15 protein-coding genes are annotated in these 15,742 nt (G+C 61.8%); 9 read left to right on the top strand and 6 right to left on the bottom strand.

Annotation, left to right across the window (positions count from 1 at the left end):
• Window positions 1–104: 104 nt before the first annotated feature.
• Both metK and C8K61_RS04240 read right to left on the bottom strand, forming a co-directional pair.
• The gene (gene metK / locus C8K61_RS04245; RefSeq protein ID WP_108094956.1) at window positions 105–1,295 is read right to left on the bottom strand and encodes a methionine adenosyltransferase; all 1,191 of its coding nucleotides are present in this window, start codon (window positions 1,293–1,295) and stop codon (window positions 105–107) included.
• A 19-nt stretch (window positions 1,296–1,314) separates the two neighbouring features.
• Complete coding sequence (locus C8K61_RS04240) at window positions 1,315–2,340, bottom strand: metalloregulator ArsR/SmtB family transcription factor (protein WP_108094955.1); 1,026 nt, start codon at window positions 2,338–2,340, stop codon at window positions 1,315–1,317.
• Between the two features lie 187 nt (window positions 2,341–2,527).
• Here C8K61_RS04240 and tkt point away from each other — a divergent pair, with 187 nt between their 5' ends.
• From tkt to fba, 7 genes are all read left to right on the top strand, one after another.
• Entirely contained in the window at window positions 2,528–4,525 is a 1,998-nt protein-coding gene (gene tkt / locus C8K61_RS04235) for a transketolase (protein WP_108094954.1), read from the top strand.
• 95 nt (window positions 4,526–4,620) lie between these two features.
• Complete coding sequence (gene epd / locus C8K61_RS04230) at window positions 4,621–5,679, top strand: erythrose-4-phosphate dehydrogenase (RefSeq protein ID WP_108094953.1); 1,059 nt, start codon at window positions 4,621–4,623, stop codon at window positions 5,677–5,679.
• A 26-nt stretch (window positions 5,680–5,705) separates the two neighbouring features.
• Window positions 5,706–6,878, top strand: a complete 1,173-nt coding sequence (locus C8K61_RS04225) for a phosphoglycerate kinase (RefSeq protein WP_108094952.1) — start codon at window positions 5,706–5,708, stop codon at window positions 6,876–6,878.
• Window positions 6,879–6,886: 8 nt separating this feature from the next.
• Window positions 6,887–7,141, top strand: coding sequence for a hypothetical protein (locus C8K61_RS04220; RefSeq protein WP_108094951.1), 255 nt, complete (start codon window positions 6,887–6,889; stop codon window positions 7,139–7,141).
• A gap of 157 nt (window positions 7,142–7,298) precedes the next feature.
• Window positions 7,299–7,499, top strand: a complete 201-nt coding sequence (locus C8K61_RS04215) for a hypothetical protein (RefSeq protein ID WP_108094950.1) — start codon at window positions 7,299–7,301, stop codon at window positions 7,497–7,499.
• Between the two features lie 61 nt (window positions 7,500–7,560).
• Window positions 7,561–7,893: an MliC family protein gene (locus C8K61_RS04210; RefSeq protein WP_108094949.1), complete on the top strand. Its 333-nt coding sequence runs from the start codon at window positions 7,561–7,563 to the stop codon at window positions 7,891–7,893.
• A 105-nt stretch (window positions 7,894–7,998) separates the two neighbouring features.
• Window positions 7,999–9,063: a class II fructose-bisphosphate aldolase gene (fba, locus tag C8K61_RS04205; protein WP_108094948.1), complete on the top strand. Its 1,065-nt coding sequence runs from the start codon at window positions 7,999–8,001 to the stop codon at window positions 9,061–9,063.
• 105 nt (window positions 9,064–9,168) lie between these two features.
• Here fba and C8K61_RS04200 read toward each other — a convergent pair whose 3' ends face one another.
• Window positions 9,169–9,879, bottom strand: a complete 711-nt coding sequence (locus C8K61_RS04200) for a polysaccharide lyase family 7 protein (protein WP_108094947.1) — start codon at window positions 9,877–9,879, stop codon at window positions 9,169–9,171.
• A 265-nt stretch (window positions 9,880–10,144) separates the two neighbouring features.
• Between C8K61_RS04200 and C8K61_RS04195 the strand changes: the two genes are divergently transcribed.
• Complete coding sequence (locus C8K61_RS04195) at window positions 10,145–10,672, top strand: M48 family metallopeptidase (RefSeq protein ID WP_108095386.1); 528 nt, start codon at window positions 10,145–10,147, stop codon at window positions 10,670–10,672.
• Here the strand turns inward: C8K61_RS04195 and C8K61_RS04190 are convergent.
• Window positions 10,669–10,911 carry a DUF2789 domain-containing protein gene (locus C8K61_RS04190; protein ID WP_108094946.1) on the bottom strand — a complete coding sequence of 81 codons (243 nt, stop codon included), beginning with the start codon at window positions 10,909–10,911 and terminating at the stop codon, window positions 10,669–10,671. The genes C8K61_RS04195 and C8K61_RS04190 overlap by 4 nt on opposite strands.
• A 243-nt stretch (window positions 10,912–11,154) precedes the next feature.
• Between C8K61_RS04190 and C8K61_RS04185 the strand changes: the two genes are divergently transcribed.
• Entirely contained in the window at window positions 11,155–12,012 is an 858-nt protein-coding gene (locus tag C8K61_RS04185; protein ID WP_108094945.1) for an HDOD domain-containing protein, read from the top strand.
• A gap of 147 nt (window positions 12,013–12,159) precedes the next feature.
• Here C8K61_RS04185 and yccS read toward each other — a convergent pair whose 3' ends face one another.
• The gene (yccS, locus tag C8K61_RS04180) at window positions 12,160–14,355 is read right to left on the bottom strand and encodes a YccS family putative transporter (RefSeq protein WP_108094944.1); all 2,196 of its coding nucleotides are present in this window, start codon (window positions 14,353–14,355) and stop codon (window positions 12,160–12,162) included.
• Between the two features lie 164 nt (window positions 14,356–14,519).
• Complete coding sequence (locus C8K61_RS04175) at window positions 14,520–15,716, bottom strand: NAD(P)/FAD-dependent oxidoreductase (protein WP_371919966.1); 1,197 nt, start codon at window positions 15,714–15,716, stop codon at window positions 14,520–14,522.
• Between the last annotated feature and the right edge of the window lie 26 nt (window positions 15,717–15,742).

The following is a 15,742-nucleotide window of genomic DNA, read 5'->3' as shown; positions in this document are numbered from 1 at the left end:
TGCCTGAATTGGGCGTCCGGTTATTTGGCAGGCAATTGCTGACGAATGCGCAGGAACAAAAAAGCCCCGCACTAGGCGGGGCTTTTTGTGGAACGACGTAGCTTTTACAGACCAGCAGCTTTGCGCAGCTGTTCGGCTTTGTCGGTTTTTTCCCAGGTGAAGGTGCTGAAGGTGTCGTCGCCAACAGTCACTTGCTCCGGGGTACGGCCGAAGTGGCCGTAGGCCGCGGTGGCCTGGTACATCGGGTGCAGCAGGTCGAGCATTTTGGTGATCGCGTACGGGCGCAGGTCGAAGGTGTCGCGGACCAGTTTGATGATGGTCTCTTCGCTGACTTTGTTGGTACCGAAGGTGTTGATCGAAACCGAAGTCGGCTGGGCTACGCCGATGGCGTAGGACACCTGGATTTCGCAACGGTCGGCCAGGCCGGCAGCCACGATGTTCTTCGCCACGTAACGACCAGCGTAGGCGGCGGAACGGTCAACCTTGGATGGATCTTTACCGGAGAACGCGCCACCACCGTGACGGGCCATGCCGCCGTAGGAGTCGACGATGATCTTGCGACCGGTCAGGCCGCAGTCGCCAACCGGGCCGCCGATCACGAAGTTGCCGGTCGGGTTGATGTGGAACTGGGTGTCTTTGTGCAGCCACTCAGCTGGCAGCACGTGCTTGACGATCAGTTCCATCACGCCTTCGCGCAGGTCTTTGTAGCTGACGTCCGGGTTGTGCTGGGTCGACAGTACAACGGCGTCGACGGCAACCGGCTTGCCGTTTTCGTAGCGGAAGGTCACTTGCGATTTGGCATCCGGGCGCAGCCACGGCAGCAGGCCGGACTTGCGCGCTTCAGCCTGGCGCTCAACCAGACGGTGGGCGTAGCAGATAGGGGCGGGCATCAACACGTCGGTGTCGTTGCTGGCGTAGCCGAACATCAGGCCCTGGTCGCCAGCGCCTTGGTCTTCTGGCTTGCTGCGGTCAACGCCCTGGTTGATGTCGGGGGACTGCTTGCCAATGATGTTCATCACGCCGCAGGTCGCGCCGTCGAAGCCGACGTCGGAGCTGGTGTAACCGATGTCGGTGATGACGTTACGCACGATCTCTTCCAGATCGACCCAGGCGTTGGTGGTGACTTCACCTGCGATGATCGCTACGCCGGTTTTCACCAGGGTTTCGCAGGCAACGCGCGCGAATTTGTCCTGGGCAATGATGGCGTCGAGGACGGCATCGGAAATCTGGTCGGCGATTTTGTCTGGGTGTCCTTCAGACACGGACTCAGAGGTGAAAAGAGAGTATTCGCTCATCTCGACGGGTTCCTGTTTATCAAGTGTTCGGCAGCGTTACGGCTGCTGATGGGGCCGGGCTACCAGGGGCGCGCTGAAAATGGCGCACCTGAATCTGGAAACCATTGCGTAAACCAATGTAGAGGCTTTCTCCGGGTGTCAGCCCTGCGGCTGTCGCCCAGTGGGCCAGGTCGTCCTGTTCAAAGCCTAGCCAGAGATCACCACAGGCCTCCCTGGCCCAGCTCTGGTTGTGGCGGCATAACTCGGTAATCAACAGGCTGCCGCCGGGTTTGACCCGCTGCGCCAGCTGTTTCAGCGCGTCGGCCGGGGCGGCCAGGTGGTGCAACACCATATTCAGCACCACGCAGTCGGCACTCAGGCCCGCGCCTTCTTCATTAAGGGCATCGGCCAATTGCAGGACGACGTTGCCCAGGCCTTCCTGTTCGCAGCGCATGCGCGCCAGTTCGAGCATCGCTGGGCTGTTGTCCAGTGCGGTGACCTGGCTGAAGCGGCGCGCCAGCTCCGGCAGAAAGCCGCCGTCACCGGGGCCGACTTCCAGGGCTGTGGCGCCTGGGCCAAAACCTAGTGCATCGAGCAGGGCCAGCACGCTGTCGCGGTACTGCGGCAGGCCGGCGATCAAATCCTGTTGGGCCTGGAAGTTTTCCGCCATGCGGCTGAAAAAGTCCTGACTGGCCGCCGCCCGTTGCCCATGTACGGCAGCGATGCGGGTTTGCACGTCGGCCGGTAATTCCAGGCCATCGACTTCATCGAGCAGAGCGTTGTGCAGCAAACCGCCGAGACGCTCGGCCGGGGCCAGGGCACGGCGGTAGAAAATTGCATTGCCTTCACGCCGTGTAGCCACCAGGCCGGCCTGGGCCAGCACCTTTAAATGGTGGCTCATGCCGGATTGCCCGGTGGCGAATATTTGCGCCAGTTCCAGCACCCCGAACGAGTCGTTGCTCAGCGCTCGCAGCACATTCAGGCGCAACGGATCACCGCCGGCCTTGCACAGGGCGGCCAGTTCATCGGCGGGCTCGAAGCGGAGCTGAGGGACGCGCATATTCATAGGCTGCGCAGTCTAGTCGGTCATTTTTTATCCAGCAAGACCAATATCAAAAAGTTTTGATATTGCGTGATGAAGGGTCGAGCAGGGGACAAAAGCACCCGGCACGACCATCTGTGATTGCCCCGCACCCGCTGCCTGGGCGAAAATGGCCGCCTTTTTGTGATCAGCCCTACCCAGGAGATTAGCGATGCCCAGCCGTCGTGAGCGTGCCAATGCCATTCGTGCCCTCAGCATGGATGCCGTGCAGAAAGCCAACAGCGGCCACCCCGGTGCACCGATGGGTATGGCGGATATCGCCGAAGTGCTGTGGCGTGACTACCTCAAGCACAACCCGAGCAACCCCAGCTTCGCCGACCGTGACCGCTTCATTCTGTCCAACGGCCACGGCTCGATGTTGATCTACTCGTTGCTGCACCTGACCGGCTACGACCTGTCCATCGACGACCTGAAAAACTTCCGCCAACTGCACAGCCGCACCCCGGGCCACCCGGAATACGGCTACACCCCGGGTGTGGAAACCACCACTGGCCCATTGGGTCAAGGCCTGGCGAATGCCGTTGGTTTCGCCCTGGCAGAGAAAGTGCTGGGCGCGCAGTTCAACCGTCCTGGCCACAACATCGTCGACCACCACACCTACGTGTTCCTGGGTGACGGTTGCATGATGGAAGGCATTTCCCACGAAGTGAGCTCGCTGGCCGGCACCCTGGAGCTGGGCAAGCTGATCGCCTTCTACGACGACAACGGCATCTCCATCGACGGCGAAGTCGAAGGCTGGTTCACCGACGACACCCCGAAACGCTTCGAAGCCTACGGCTGGCAAGTGATCCGCAATGTCGACGGCCACGACGCCGAAGAAATCAAGATTGCCATCGACACTGCGCGTAAAAGCGCACAGCCGACCCTGATCTGCTGCAAAACCGTGATCGGATTCGGCTCGCCGAACAAGCAAGGTAAAGAAGACTGCCACGGCGCCCCGCTGGGAGCCGACGAAATTGCCCTGACCCGCGCCTCGCTGGGCTGGAACCACGGCCCGTTCGAAGTACCGGCCGACATCTATGCCGAGTGGGACGCCAAAGCTGCTGGTGCTGCTGCCGAAGCCGAGTGGAACAAGCGTTTCGACGCTTACGCCGCCGCGCACCCGGAACTGGCCAGCGAACTGAAACGCCGCCTGGCCGGCGACCTGCCTGCCGACTTCGCTGACAAGGCCGCTGCCTATATCAATGAAGTGGCGAGCAAAGGCGAGACCATCGCCAGCCGCAAAGCCAGCCAGAACGCCCTGAACGCCTTCGGCCCGCTGCTGCCGGAATTCCTCGGCGGCTCGGCTGACCTCGCCGGTTCCAACCTGACCCTGTGGAAAGGCTGCAAAGGCGTCAGCGCCGAAGACGCGGCCGGCAACTACATGTTCTACGGCGTGCGCGAGTTCGGCATGAGCGCGATCATGAACGGGGTCGCCCTGCACGGCGGCTTCGTGCCATACGGCGCGACCTTCCTGATCTTCATGGAATACGCCCGCAACGCCGTGCGCATGTCGGCACTGATGAAGCAGCGCGTGCTGTACGTGTTCACCCACGACTCCATCGGTCTGGGCGAAGACGGCCCGACGCATCAGCCAATCGAGCAACTGACCAGCCTGCGCACCACGCCGAACCTCGACACCTGGCGCCCAGCCGATGCCGTTGAATCGGCCGTCGCCTGGAAGCACGCGGTAGAGCGCAAGGACGGCCCGACAGCCCTGATCTTCTCCCGTCAGAACCTGCCGCACCAAGCACGCGACGCCGAGCAATTGGCCAACGTGGAGCGCGGTGGTTATGTGCTCAAAGACTGCGCTGGCGAGCCTGAGCTGATCCTGATCGCCACCGGTTCGGAAATCGGTCTGGCCGTAGCCGCCTACGACAAGCTGACCGAGCAGGGCCGCAACGTGCGCGTGGTGTCCATCCCGTGTACCAGCGTATTCGAAGCTCAGGACGCCGATTACAAGCAGTCGGTTCTGCCGCTGCAGGTTGGTGCGCGTATCGCTATCGAAGCGGCTCACGCTGACTACTGGTACAAGTACGTGGGCCTGGAAGGCCGCGTAATCGGCATGACCAGCTTCGGCGAATCGGCTCCGGCACCGGCGCTGTTCGAACACTTCGGCTTTACCGTGGAGAACATCCTCGAGCAAGCCGGCGAGTTGCTGGAAGGCTAAGCGTTTCGGTGAATCAACCGGTTGGGCGCAAAGCCCAACCGGTTACCGACCAGCCCCTTGTTCCTCTCACGTTGACCTCGCACAACGAGACCTCCATGTCCCAACGCCCTTACAAAGTTGCCCTTAACGGTTATGGCCGCATTGGCCGTTGCGTGCTGCGCGCGTTGTATGAGCGTGGCGCCAAGGCTGGGTTTCAGGTGGTGGCGGTGAATGACGTGGCGGATCTCGCCAGCATCGAATACCTCACCCGCTTCGACTCCACCCACGGCCGGTTCCCGGGCGAGGTGCGCATCGAAGGCGAGTACCTGCATATCAATGGCGACAACCTGCAAGTGCTGCGCAGCGCCACGCCGGAAGGCGTCGACTGGGCCGCGCTGGGTGTCGACCTGGTGCTGGAATGCTCCGGTGCCTACAACAGCCGCGCCGATGGCCAGCGCTTTCTCGACGCCGGTGCGCCGCGCGTGCTGTTCTCGCAGCCGATGGCCAGTGAGGCGGATATCGACGCCACCATCGTTTACGGCGTCAACCAGCAGAACCTGAGCGGCCGCGAAACCCTGGTCTCCAATGCCTCCTGCACCACCAACTGCGGCGTGCCGTTGTTGAAGCTGCTCAACGAGGCGGTGGGTCTGGAATATGCATCGATCACCACCATTCACTCGGCAATGAACGACCAGCCGGTGATCGATGCGTACCACCATGAAGACCTGCGGCGGACGCGTTCGGCGTTCCAGTCGGTGATTCCGGTGTCCACCGGCCTGGCCCGCGGTATCGAGCGCTTGTTGCCGGAACTTGCCGGGCGAATTCAGGCCAAAGCCGTGCGGGTGCCGACGGTGAATGTCTCGTGCCTGGACATCACCCTGCAAACTGCACGTGATACCGATGCCACCGAGATCAACCGCGTGCTGCGCCAGGCGGCGGAAAGCGGGCCATTGAAGGGCTTGCTGGCCTACACCGAATTGCCGCACGCCAGCTGTGATTTCAACCATGACCCGCATTCGGCGATTGTCGATGGCAGTCAGACCCGCGTTTCCGGCCCACGGCTGGTGAACCTGCTGGCCTGGTTCGACAATGAATGGGGTTTCGCCAATCGCATGCTCGATGTGGCTCAGCATTATCTCGACGTTTCAGCTTCAACCGATTTTAAGACCCTTTGATCACCCAGCCCGGGAAGGACTGCGCCATGACCACCCCTCTTGTACAAAAAATGAGCGATCTCGACCTCAAAGGTAAGCGCGTGCTGATTCGCGAAGACCTCAACGTGCCCGTCAAGGATGGCGTGGTCACCAGCGATGCGCGCATTCTCGCTTCCCTGCCGACCATCAAGCTGGCCCTGGAAAAAGGCGCCGCCGTGATGGTCTGCTCCCACCTGGGGCGCCCGACCGAGGGTGAGTTCAGCGCGGAAAACAGCCTGAAGCCAGTTGCCGATTACCTGAGCAAAGCCCTTGGCCGTGAAGTGCCGCTGGTAGCTGACTACCTCGGCGGCGTCGATGTGGCCCCAGGCGACATCGTTCTGTTCGAAAACGTGCGCTTCAACAAAGGCGAGAAAAAGAACGCCGACGACCTGGCCCAGCAATACGCCGCCCTGTGCGACGTGTTCGTGATGGACGCCTTCGGCACCGCGCACCGCGCCGAGGGTTCGACCCACGGCGTAGCCAAGTTCGCCAAAGTCGCCGCTGCCGGCCCGCTGCTGGCCGCTGAGCTGGACGCGCTGGGCAAAGCCTTGGGTGCCCCGGCCAAACCAATGGCAGCCATCGTCGCCGGCTCGAAAGTGTCGACCAAACTCGACGTGCTCAACAGCCTGAGCCAGATCTGCGACCAACTGATCGTTGGTGGCGGCATCGCCAACACCTTCCTTGCTGCTGCCGGCTACCCGGTGGGCAAGTCGCTGTACGAGCCAGACCTGCTGGACACCGCCAAAGCCATCGCCGCCAAGGTCAGCGTGCCGTTGCCGGTCGACGTGGTGGTGGCCAAGGAATTCGCCCAGACCGCTGAAGCCACCGTCAAAGCCATCAGTGACGTGGCGGACGACGACATGATCCTCGACATCGGCCCACAGACTGCGGCGTTGTTCGCCGATCTGTTGAAGTCGTCGAAAACCATTCTGTGGAACGGTCCGGTGGGCGTGTTCGAGTTCGACCAGTTCGGCGAAGGCACCAAGGCCCTGGCCCTGGCCATCGCGGAAAGCTCGGCGTTCTCCATTGCTGGCGGTGGCGACACCCTGGCGGCCATCGACAAATACGGCGTGGGCGACAAGATTTCCTACATCTCCACCGGTGGTGGCGCATTCCTCGAGTTCGTCGAGGGCAAAGTGCTGCCGGCCGTGGAAGTGCTCGAACAGCGCGCCAAGGCTTGAGCCCAGCCATGCACCGCTACGGCCGGTTGAGTGCTCCCGCTGCTGCCACCCTGCTGATGCTGGGCTGCAGCAGCGCCGAGCCACAAAAGGTCACGCCCACGGCGTCCACTCAGGCGCAACAGGCGGGCGAGCAGGGCTGTTATCAAACCAGCTGGTGGGCAGAAACCTCAGCGGTGATCTACCGTCGTTTCGACGAAGAACATCGGCCGCAGCCGGCGCAGGGCGATAACCAGCCCGCGGCGGCCACGGAGGAATGCCCGTAAGCAGTGCAATTCGCGAGCAAGCTCGCTCCTACGGTGCAAAACATGACCTGTAGGGGCGAGCTTGCTCGCGAAGCGGTTGAGGCGGTCACGCAGGAGCAACTATTTCAGCGGCCAATAGGTCACTGCTAATAACCTCCCGCGTAAAGGAAGACCTGCCATGAACCGCTCTTGCGTTGCCCTGCTGTCCGCTTCGTTGTTAGTGCTACTGACCGGCTGTGCCGGCGGTGGCTCACCGAGTACCTGCGAGGTGATGAGCCCCGCGCAGATCAGCCTGCCGACCAATCAGAATGATCAGCGGGTGGAAGCGCAGAGCACTGGCGAACCAATGTCTGACAGTCACGAGCAAAATTGCCCCTGACTGAGCCGCCCTTGATTGAGGCAAAGCCGGGCAAGCCAACGCTGGCCCATTAGGAGTGTGGATGAAAGGCGTAATGGGCCGGATGGCCCTCGTATTGCTTGCTGCTGGTGGCGTGCTGACTGGCTGTGCCAGCTCGCAACCCACTGAGCAGTGGACCACCTGGACCTGCGACAGCCAGGCCAAGGTCCTGTGGCGTTATGCCGAGTCGGACCAACGCGCGGTGGATGTCCGCCTGGGCGGTGGCGACATCGTTTATCGGCTCAAACAGGAACCTGTAGAGACCGGGGCTTTCTATAGCAGCGATGTTCTGGCCTTTCACATAAAAGGACAGGAAGGCCTGCTTTACTGGGTTGCCAACAACGACCTGATTGGCCGGGGCTGCAAAGCCCACTGAGTATTCACACGGCAGAGGGCCTAACGCAGCGCCTTCTTCGCCTATACAATGCCCGCAGTTGCAGGCTTGCACGATTAACTAGCGAAACCGGGAGATAGTTAAACCATGGCACTTATCAGCATGCGCCAGATGCTGGACCACGCCGCCGAATTCGGCTACGGCGTTCCAGCTTTCAACGTCAACAACCTGGAACAGATGCGCGCCATCATGGAAGCGGCTGACAAGACCGACTCCCCGGTGATCGTGCAGGCTTCGGCCGGTGCACGGAAATACGCGGGCGCACCGTTCCTGCGTCACCTGATCCTCGCGGCAATCGAAGAATTCCCGCACATCCCGGTGTGCATGCACCAGGACCACGGCACCAGCCCTGACGTCTGCCAGCGCTCGATCCAACTGGGCTTCAGCTCGGTGATGATGGACGGCTCGCTGGGCGAAGACGGCAAAACCCCAACCGACTACGACTACAACGTCCGCGTTACCCAACAGACCGTGGCCATGGCCCACGCCTGCGGCGTGTCGGTAGAAGGCGAGCTGGGTTGCCTGGGTTCGCTGGAAACCGGCATGGCCGGTGAAGAAGACGGCATCGGCGCCGAAGGCGTGCTCGACCACAGCCAGATGCTCACCGACCCGGAAGAAGCTGCTGACTTCGTCAAGAAGACCCAGGTTGATGCCCTGGCCATCGCCATCGGCACCAGCCACGGCGCTTACAAGTTCACCAAGCCGCCTACCGGCGACGTGCTGGCCATCGACCGCATCAAGGAAATCCACAAGCGCATCCCCAACACCCACCTGGTGATGCACGGTTCTTCCTCGGTACCGCAAGAGTGGCTGGCGATCATCAACCAGTACGGCGGCGACATCAAAGAAACCTACGGCGTACCGGTTGAAGAAATCGTCGAAGGCATCAAGCACGGCGTGCGCAAGGTCAACATCGACACCGACCTGCGTCTGGCGTCTACCGGTGCCATGCGCCGCCTGATGGCCACCAACCCAAGCGAATTCGACCCACGCAAATTCTTTGGCGAAACCGTCAAAGCCATGCGCGACGTCTGCATCGCCCGCTACGAAGCCTTCGGCACCGCCGGCAACGCCTCGAAGATCAAACCGATCTCCCTCGAAGCGATGTTCCAGCGTTATGCCAAGGGTGAGCTGAACGCCAAGGTGAACTAAGTTCGCTGGCGTTAGCCGCTCAAAAGCCCGCCTATATGGCGGGCTTTTTATTTTCCAAACCAAACACCGGTCATTCCCGCCTGCGCGGGAATGACCGGTGTTTGGTTATTTTGTGGTTTTTGCGGCAGTAGTCGCAGTGGTCGCCGCCACCGCCGTATGGTCAATCTTCAGCACATAAAACGTCGCCGCACCGGCTTCGGTTTCGTTGCCTTCGTTGTCCTGGGTGTACACCCCCGCCTTGAAGTACAGCGGCTTGGGTGCCCAGCTCGGATCCATCACGGTCGACCACTGCGCGCTGTTGACGTTGATCACCAGCGAGCCCTTGGGCGTCAGGTGCAGGGTGTAGGTGAAGCGCTGGTTGAGCTTCATCCCGCTGAGCACGGTGATCACCTGGCCTTCTTCGTCCAGCGGCGTGGTGCGGACCTTGGCGACGATGTTGGCGGTGGCGGTCTTGGTTTTGTACTGGAACTCGAGCTTCACCATCGGTTTGGAACTGCCGTAGGCGTGAATCTGGCCGATCACCACTTTGCCGGTCGAGGGCACTTGGTTGACGGCCACGGCGGCGCGCAGGAAGTTGTCGGCGCTGGGGTAGGTCCAGTTGCGCAGTTTGCTGTCGGCGAAGGTTTCACGCAGTTCGCTGCGCGGGTAGCTGGCGCTGTCGGTGGTGGTGCCGTTGACGGGCGCCCAGAAAAAGATCGAACCGTTGTCCGCCTTGAAGTAGTAATCCTGATAACCGCCCACCAGCACAGGGGTCTGAATGGTCGTGGCCGGTACGCCAACAGGGATGGACAGGTTCCAAGTAGCAAGGTCGATCATCAAAGTCTCTCCGCGGGAGAGGTAGTTACGGTGCAACCCAACGGTGTTGCCCAAGTGTCCCGCGGCCTGGTTATCGTGCTGTGTCTAGCGCCCTTGAATGCCTTTCGTCGCCCTTGCGCTGTCATGAAAACGACGGCCGTTGCGCTGTTTTTGCCGGTGAATTACGCAAGTGCTTGATGTGCTTCATCGGGCGAAAAAAGCTGGCGTTTTGCCCGGTGGGCTGCCTTGGTTAAACTGGCCGCCCGATGCCGACGACTGGCTGCCCATGCCTCCGCTGCTTTCTCCCTTGAAGTATCTGCAAGCTTACCCGCCCGCCCTGCAAGAGCAGGTGCGGCAACTGATCGCCAGCAATCGTCTGGGGGAGTATTTGCAGCAGCGTTATCCGGACAAGCACGCAGTCCAGAGCGACAAGGCGCTGTACAGCTACACCCTGGAGCTGAAGCAGGAGCACCTGCGTAATGCGCCGGCCATCGACAAGGTGCTGTTCGACAACCGCCTGGACCTGACACACCGCGCGCTCGGGCTGCACACCGCTATCTCGCGGGTGCAAGGCGGCAAGCTCAAAGCCAAGAAAGAGATTCGCGTGGCGGCGCTATTCAAGGAGGCGGCGCCGGAGTTTCTGCGCATGATCGTGGTGCACGAACTGGCACACCTGAAAGAGTCCGACCACAACAAGGCCTTCTACAAACTCTGCGAGTACATGCTGCCGGGCTACCACCAACTGGAGTTCGACCTGCGCGTGTACCTCACCTGGCGCGACCTGGCCAAGCTAGAAGGCAAAGCTGAGGGCTAAGGCACCTTCTTGCGCAGCAGCACGTTGAGCTGATCGACCACCGGCGCCCAGTCGGAGTCATCGAGAATTTCGTCCTGCAAAAAAGCTTGCTGTGACGGCGACCAGAAGCTGGCCTTGGATACCTTGATTTCATCCGGCAGCGGCGAATGGCTGGCAATGAACTGGGCAATCTCATCGGGCTCGGACGGCAAACCCAACTGTTGAAACAGGGCGGGCAGATCGTGCTTGTTGCGTTCCATGGTGAGTCCTCAGTGGGCGAGCAGGCATAAGGGTGGGACTGTCGGGCTTTGCACAGGGTTCAACCTGCCTGCGTCCATCCCGTAGGAGCGGCTTTAGCCGCGATGCTTTTTGATTTAACAGCATCTCGCCTAAAGCAGCTCCTACAGGTCACTGCCTGCGACTTCAGACGGGCGGCCAATGGGCAAATGCGGTGATAGCGATTAGCCTGTACTGCATCACGGTTTCGCGCTGGAGTGGGTTTCATGTCGGCAGTGTTGAGCGGCTACGCGCGCTATCGCCAGGTGGTAACGCAGTTGATGTCTGGCGCGGAGCAGCTGCCCAGCTTGCCGGCGCTGACCCTGGAAATTCGCAAAGCCTTGCGCAGCCCGGATATCAGCCTGGAGGTTCTGAGCAAGCTGATCAGCCGCGACCCGGCCCTGGCCGCGCTGCTGATCAAGTACTGTTCCAGCCCCCTCAACCGCACCCGCCGCGGTCCGAAAACCCTCAAGGACGTGATGCAGGTGCTGGGCGTCGGCCAGGTCGACCGCATCACCATGGTCCACAGCATCCAAAGCCTGTTCACCCTGCACAGTGCCACCCACAAGAAGCTCTTTATGGAAGCCTGGGAGCGCCTGATTCTGCAGGCCTGCATCTGCGGGTTTCTGGCGGCCAAGGTCAGCCATGTGCAGCCCGAACAAGCGCTGCTGGCCAGCTTGATGAGTGAGTTGGGTTCGTTGGCGCTGTTATCCGCCTTCAAGGACGACGAGGTGCCGTCGCGCGAGCTGTACCTGGCGCTGTGCAATGAATACAGCAAGTCCCTGGGCATCATCCTGCTGCGCAAGTGGGCGGTGGATGAGGAATTGGTGGATATCGTGCGCAACAGCGGCGCTTGGGAAACCCGCAGCGTCGGTTATCACATGGAGTTGATCGACCTGGTCAACCTGGCGCGCTACCACCGCCTCAAAGGCTTCGACCACGCCGCCGACCTGCCGCCGCTGCAAAGCCTGAGTGGCTTCGGCAAATTGCTACCGCCCTACAACCAGCTCGATATCAATGGCGGCCTGCAACTGATCACCGTGCACCGCGAAGAGATTGATGCGCTGGCGGATATGCTGCGCTAGAGCCCGGTATTGGCCCCCACTCCGTCGTCCCGAATCGTCGGACCGCAGCGCAGGCTGGGACCCAGAATGCCCCGGCAAACGTAGTTACCTGAACAATTCTGGATTCCGGCCTGCGCCGGAATGACGGAGTGTGATGGGCGATTTTTATCAACCCGGGGCGTTGATACTCACCGGGTCGCGCAACACGTGCGCGGCCAGCGTCCGCAACGGGCTCAGCTGACGGCAGATCAAGGCCAGTTCGCTTTGCACCAGCCGTTCGCGGTCGTCCATTTCTTCCGGCAGTTGCTCAAGTTCCTTGGCGAGGTTTTCCTCGGCGTCGCTGTGGATCACCACCGGGGTTTTCTGCGCCAGGTTCTGCGCCACTTCATCCAGCGAGTTGGCCAGGGTAGCGGCGGCCTGGCTGATCAGCCCAGGCTCGGCGGCGCCGGGCAGCGGTTCGCCACGGTGGGCGCCGAGGGCCGACAGGTAGCTCAACAAGGTGTGCGATAGCACCAGGAAACGGAAGCCAACGTCCGCTTCTTTGCGGAAGTGCCCAGGCTCCATGAGCATATTGGCCAGGGTGCTCGACAACGCCGCATCGGCGTTGTGCGCATTGCGCCGGGCCAGGCGGTAGGCCAGGTCGTCACGCTTGCCGGCGGCGTACTGCAGCATGATCTGCTTGAGGTAATGGCTGTTGCAGCTAAGGGTGTTGGCCACTACCTGATTCAGCCGCCGACCTTGCCAGTCCGGCAGGATCAGGAACACCGCCAGGCCGGCGATCAGCGCGCCGAGCAGGGTGTCGACCAGGCGCGGCACGATCAGCCCGTAACCGTCGCCCACCTGGTTGAAGCAGAACATCACCATCAGGGTGATGGCTGCCGTCGACAGCATGTAGCGCGTGGCCCGGTTGGCGAAGAACACCACCCCGGCCACCACCGCAAACATCGCCTGAATCAGCGCGCCGGGGAACAGGTCGAACAGCGCCCAGCCGAGAACCAGGCCGATCACCGTGCCGCCAATCCGCTGCATGAGTTTTTTGCGCGTGGCGCCGTAGTTGGGCTGGCAGACAAACAGGGTGGTGAGGATGATCCAGTAGCCTTCCTCGGGGTGAATCAGGTGCAGCATGCCGTAGCCCACGCTCAGCGCGATGGCCAGGCGCAGGGCGTGGCGGAACAGCAACGAGGTCGGCGTCAGTTGCAGGCGAATGCGCCCGACGATGTCTTTGAACGAGCGCGGCGAGCGGTCGAGCAAGCTGCTGTCCTGCTCTTCGGCGAGGGCGTCGGGGTTGTTGGCGTTGCACAGCAGGTTGTTCAGGGTGCCGAGGTTGTTCGCCAGCGCCCGCAGCGAGCGCAGCAGGCTGCGCCAGGCCGGGTTGCTTTGAATGCGCAGGTGTTCCAGCGAGGCTTGCAGGTCGGTGAGGGCCTGGGCGGAGTGGCCGCCGTAGTCGAAGCTCTGGCGCAGCTGAATGGCCTCGCCCAGTTGCTGGCAGGCCCAGCCTTGCTGGCGCAGCAGGCGCTGGCAACGGAACAGCACGTCGCTGTGGAAAAACGCTTCGGCCAGTTCGTTGTACGGGTAGTGCGAGGAGCTGGCGCGTTCGTGGATGTCTTGCGCCATGAAGTACAGCTTCAGGTAGCGGCTGATTTTCTGCCCTGGGCGGGCGCTGTCCACGCGGTTGAGGATCATCTCTTTGCTGGCGTTGAGCGCCGCCACCACTTTGCCGTTCTGCTTGGCCAGGGCCAGGCGTTTGTCCTCCAGGTCGACGCCGCGAATCGGCTCGAACAGCGCTGACTTCAGCTTGAGGAACCGCCCCAGTTCACGGAACAGCACCGCCAGGCTCTGCTGCACCGGCTGGTGAGCGAACAGTGCCTGCCAGATCACCGACAGCAGGCCATACCAGGCAGCGCCGGCCACCAGCAGCATCGGCTCGTGCCAGAAGCTGACCTGGGCGCCGTCGCGCTGGTCCACGCCGATCATGGTGTACACCGAGAGAATCAACGTGGCCTGGGCAATTCGCGCATACCGTTCGCCCAAGGCGCCGAGCATGGTCAGGCAGAAACTCGCCAACGCCATCGAGGCGGCAAACACCCACGGCATCGGAAACAGCAACTCCACCGCCACCGAAGCCACGCTGAAACAGGCCAGGGTCACCAGCAGGGCATTGAGGCGACCCTGCCAACTGTCGTCGGTTTCGGCCAGGGCACTGGCAATAACCCCGAGGAACAGCGGGATCAGCTGGTGCATGGCGTCCTGCGTCCAGCACAGCGCCATGATCCCGGTGAGGGCGATAAACGCCCGCAGGCTGTAGCTGAATTTATCCAGCGCCCAAAGGCGACGCAGGGTTTGGCGAATGGTGGGAGCTGGCATCGGGGGCAGACAACCTGACTGGCGATACGTTGATTAGAGCGGATATGCCGCGTACTGCGAACCGCTGCCGTACAGTTTTAACAAAAACCGTGGGCGATCAGCGCGCGGCGCTTGGCGATTCAAGCCAGGTTGGACTGTCGCCGCGCCACTAAGTCACGTCGCGCTTACACGTATTGCGCCGCCGCATAGGCCGAGGCCCAGGCCCATTGGAAGTTGAAGCCGCCGAGGTGGCCGGTGACGTCCAGCACCTCGCCGACAAAATACAGCCCCGGCGATTTCAGCGACTCCATGGTTTTTGACGACACCTCTTTGGTGTCGACGCCGCCCAGGGTCACTTCTGCCGTGCGATAGCCTTCGGTGCCGGCCGGCACCAGCTGCCAGTTGGCCAACTGCTCGGCGATCTGCGCGAGCTCCGCCGGGGTGTACTGTTTCATCGGTTTGGAGACGAACCAGTGCTCGGCCAGCAGGTTGGCCATCTTCTTGGTGAACAGCTCACCCAGCAGGGTTTTCAGTTCGCTATTGGGGCGCTCGGCCTGTTGCTCGGCAAGCCAGGTCGGCACGTCGTGGTCGGGCAGCAGGTTGATCGACACGGCCTGGCCGGGCAGCCAGTACGAGGAAATCTGCAGAATCGCCGGGCCGCTCAGGCCGCGGTGGGTGAACAGAATGTTCTCGCGAAAACTCTCGTCGTTGCAGCTCACCAGGCAATCCACCGAAGTGCCCGACAGCTCGGTGCACAGCGCCTTGAGCTGGTCGGTGATGGTGAACGGCACCAGGCCCGCGCGGGTCGGCAGCACGCTGTGGCCGAACTGCTTGGCCACCTGGTAACCGAAGCCGGTGGCGCCCAAGGTGGGAATCGACAGACCGCCAGTGGCGATCACCAGCGAAGTGCAACTGAGCGCGCCAATGCCGGTTTGCAGCTGATAGCCGGCCTCGGTTTTGTCGATCTGGGTGACGGCGGTGTTCAGGTGCAGCTTTACCCCCGCCTGGTCACACTCGGTGAGGAGCATCTCGAGAATGTCGCTGGCCTTGTTATCGCAAAACAGCTGGCCGAGTTTTTTCTCGTGGTAGGGCACCGCGTGTTTGCTCACCAGTTCGATAAAGTCCCACTGGGTGTAGCGCGCCAGCGCCGATTTGCAGAAGTGCGGGTTTTGCGAAAGAAAGTTGGCGGGCTCCGTGTACATATTGGTGAAGTTGCAGCGGCCACCACCGGACATCAGGATTTTTTTCCCGGCCTTGTTGGCGTGATCCAGCAGCAATACCTGGCGGCCGCGCCCGGCGGCTTGCAGTGCACACATCAAACCGGCGGCGCCTGCGCCAATAATCACCACATCCGAACCTTGCACCGCACACCTCTGAGCCATTGAGCCGATCTTCCGGGGCGGCAGTT

The sequence above is a fragment of the Pseudomonas sp. GV071 genome (assembly GCF_003050835.1).
GTDB lineage: Bacteria > Pseudomonadota > Gammaproteobacteria > Pseudomonadales > Pseudomonadaceae > Aquipseudomonas.
The sequence above is the reverse complement of the archived record's forward strand: the minus strand, read 5'-3'. Positions and strand labels throughout refer to the sequence as shown.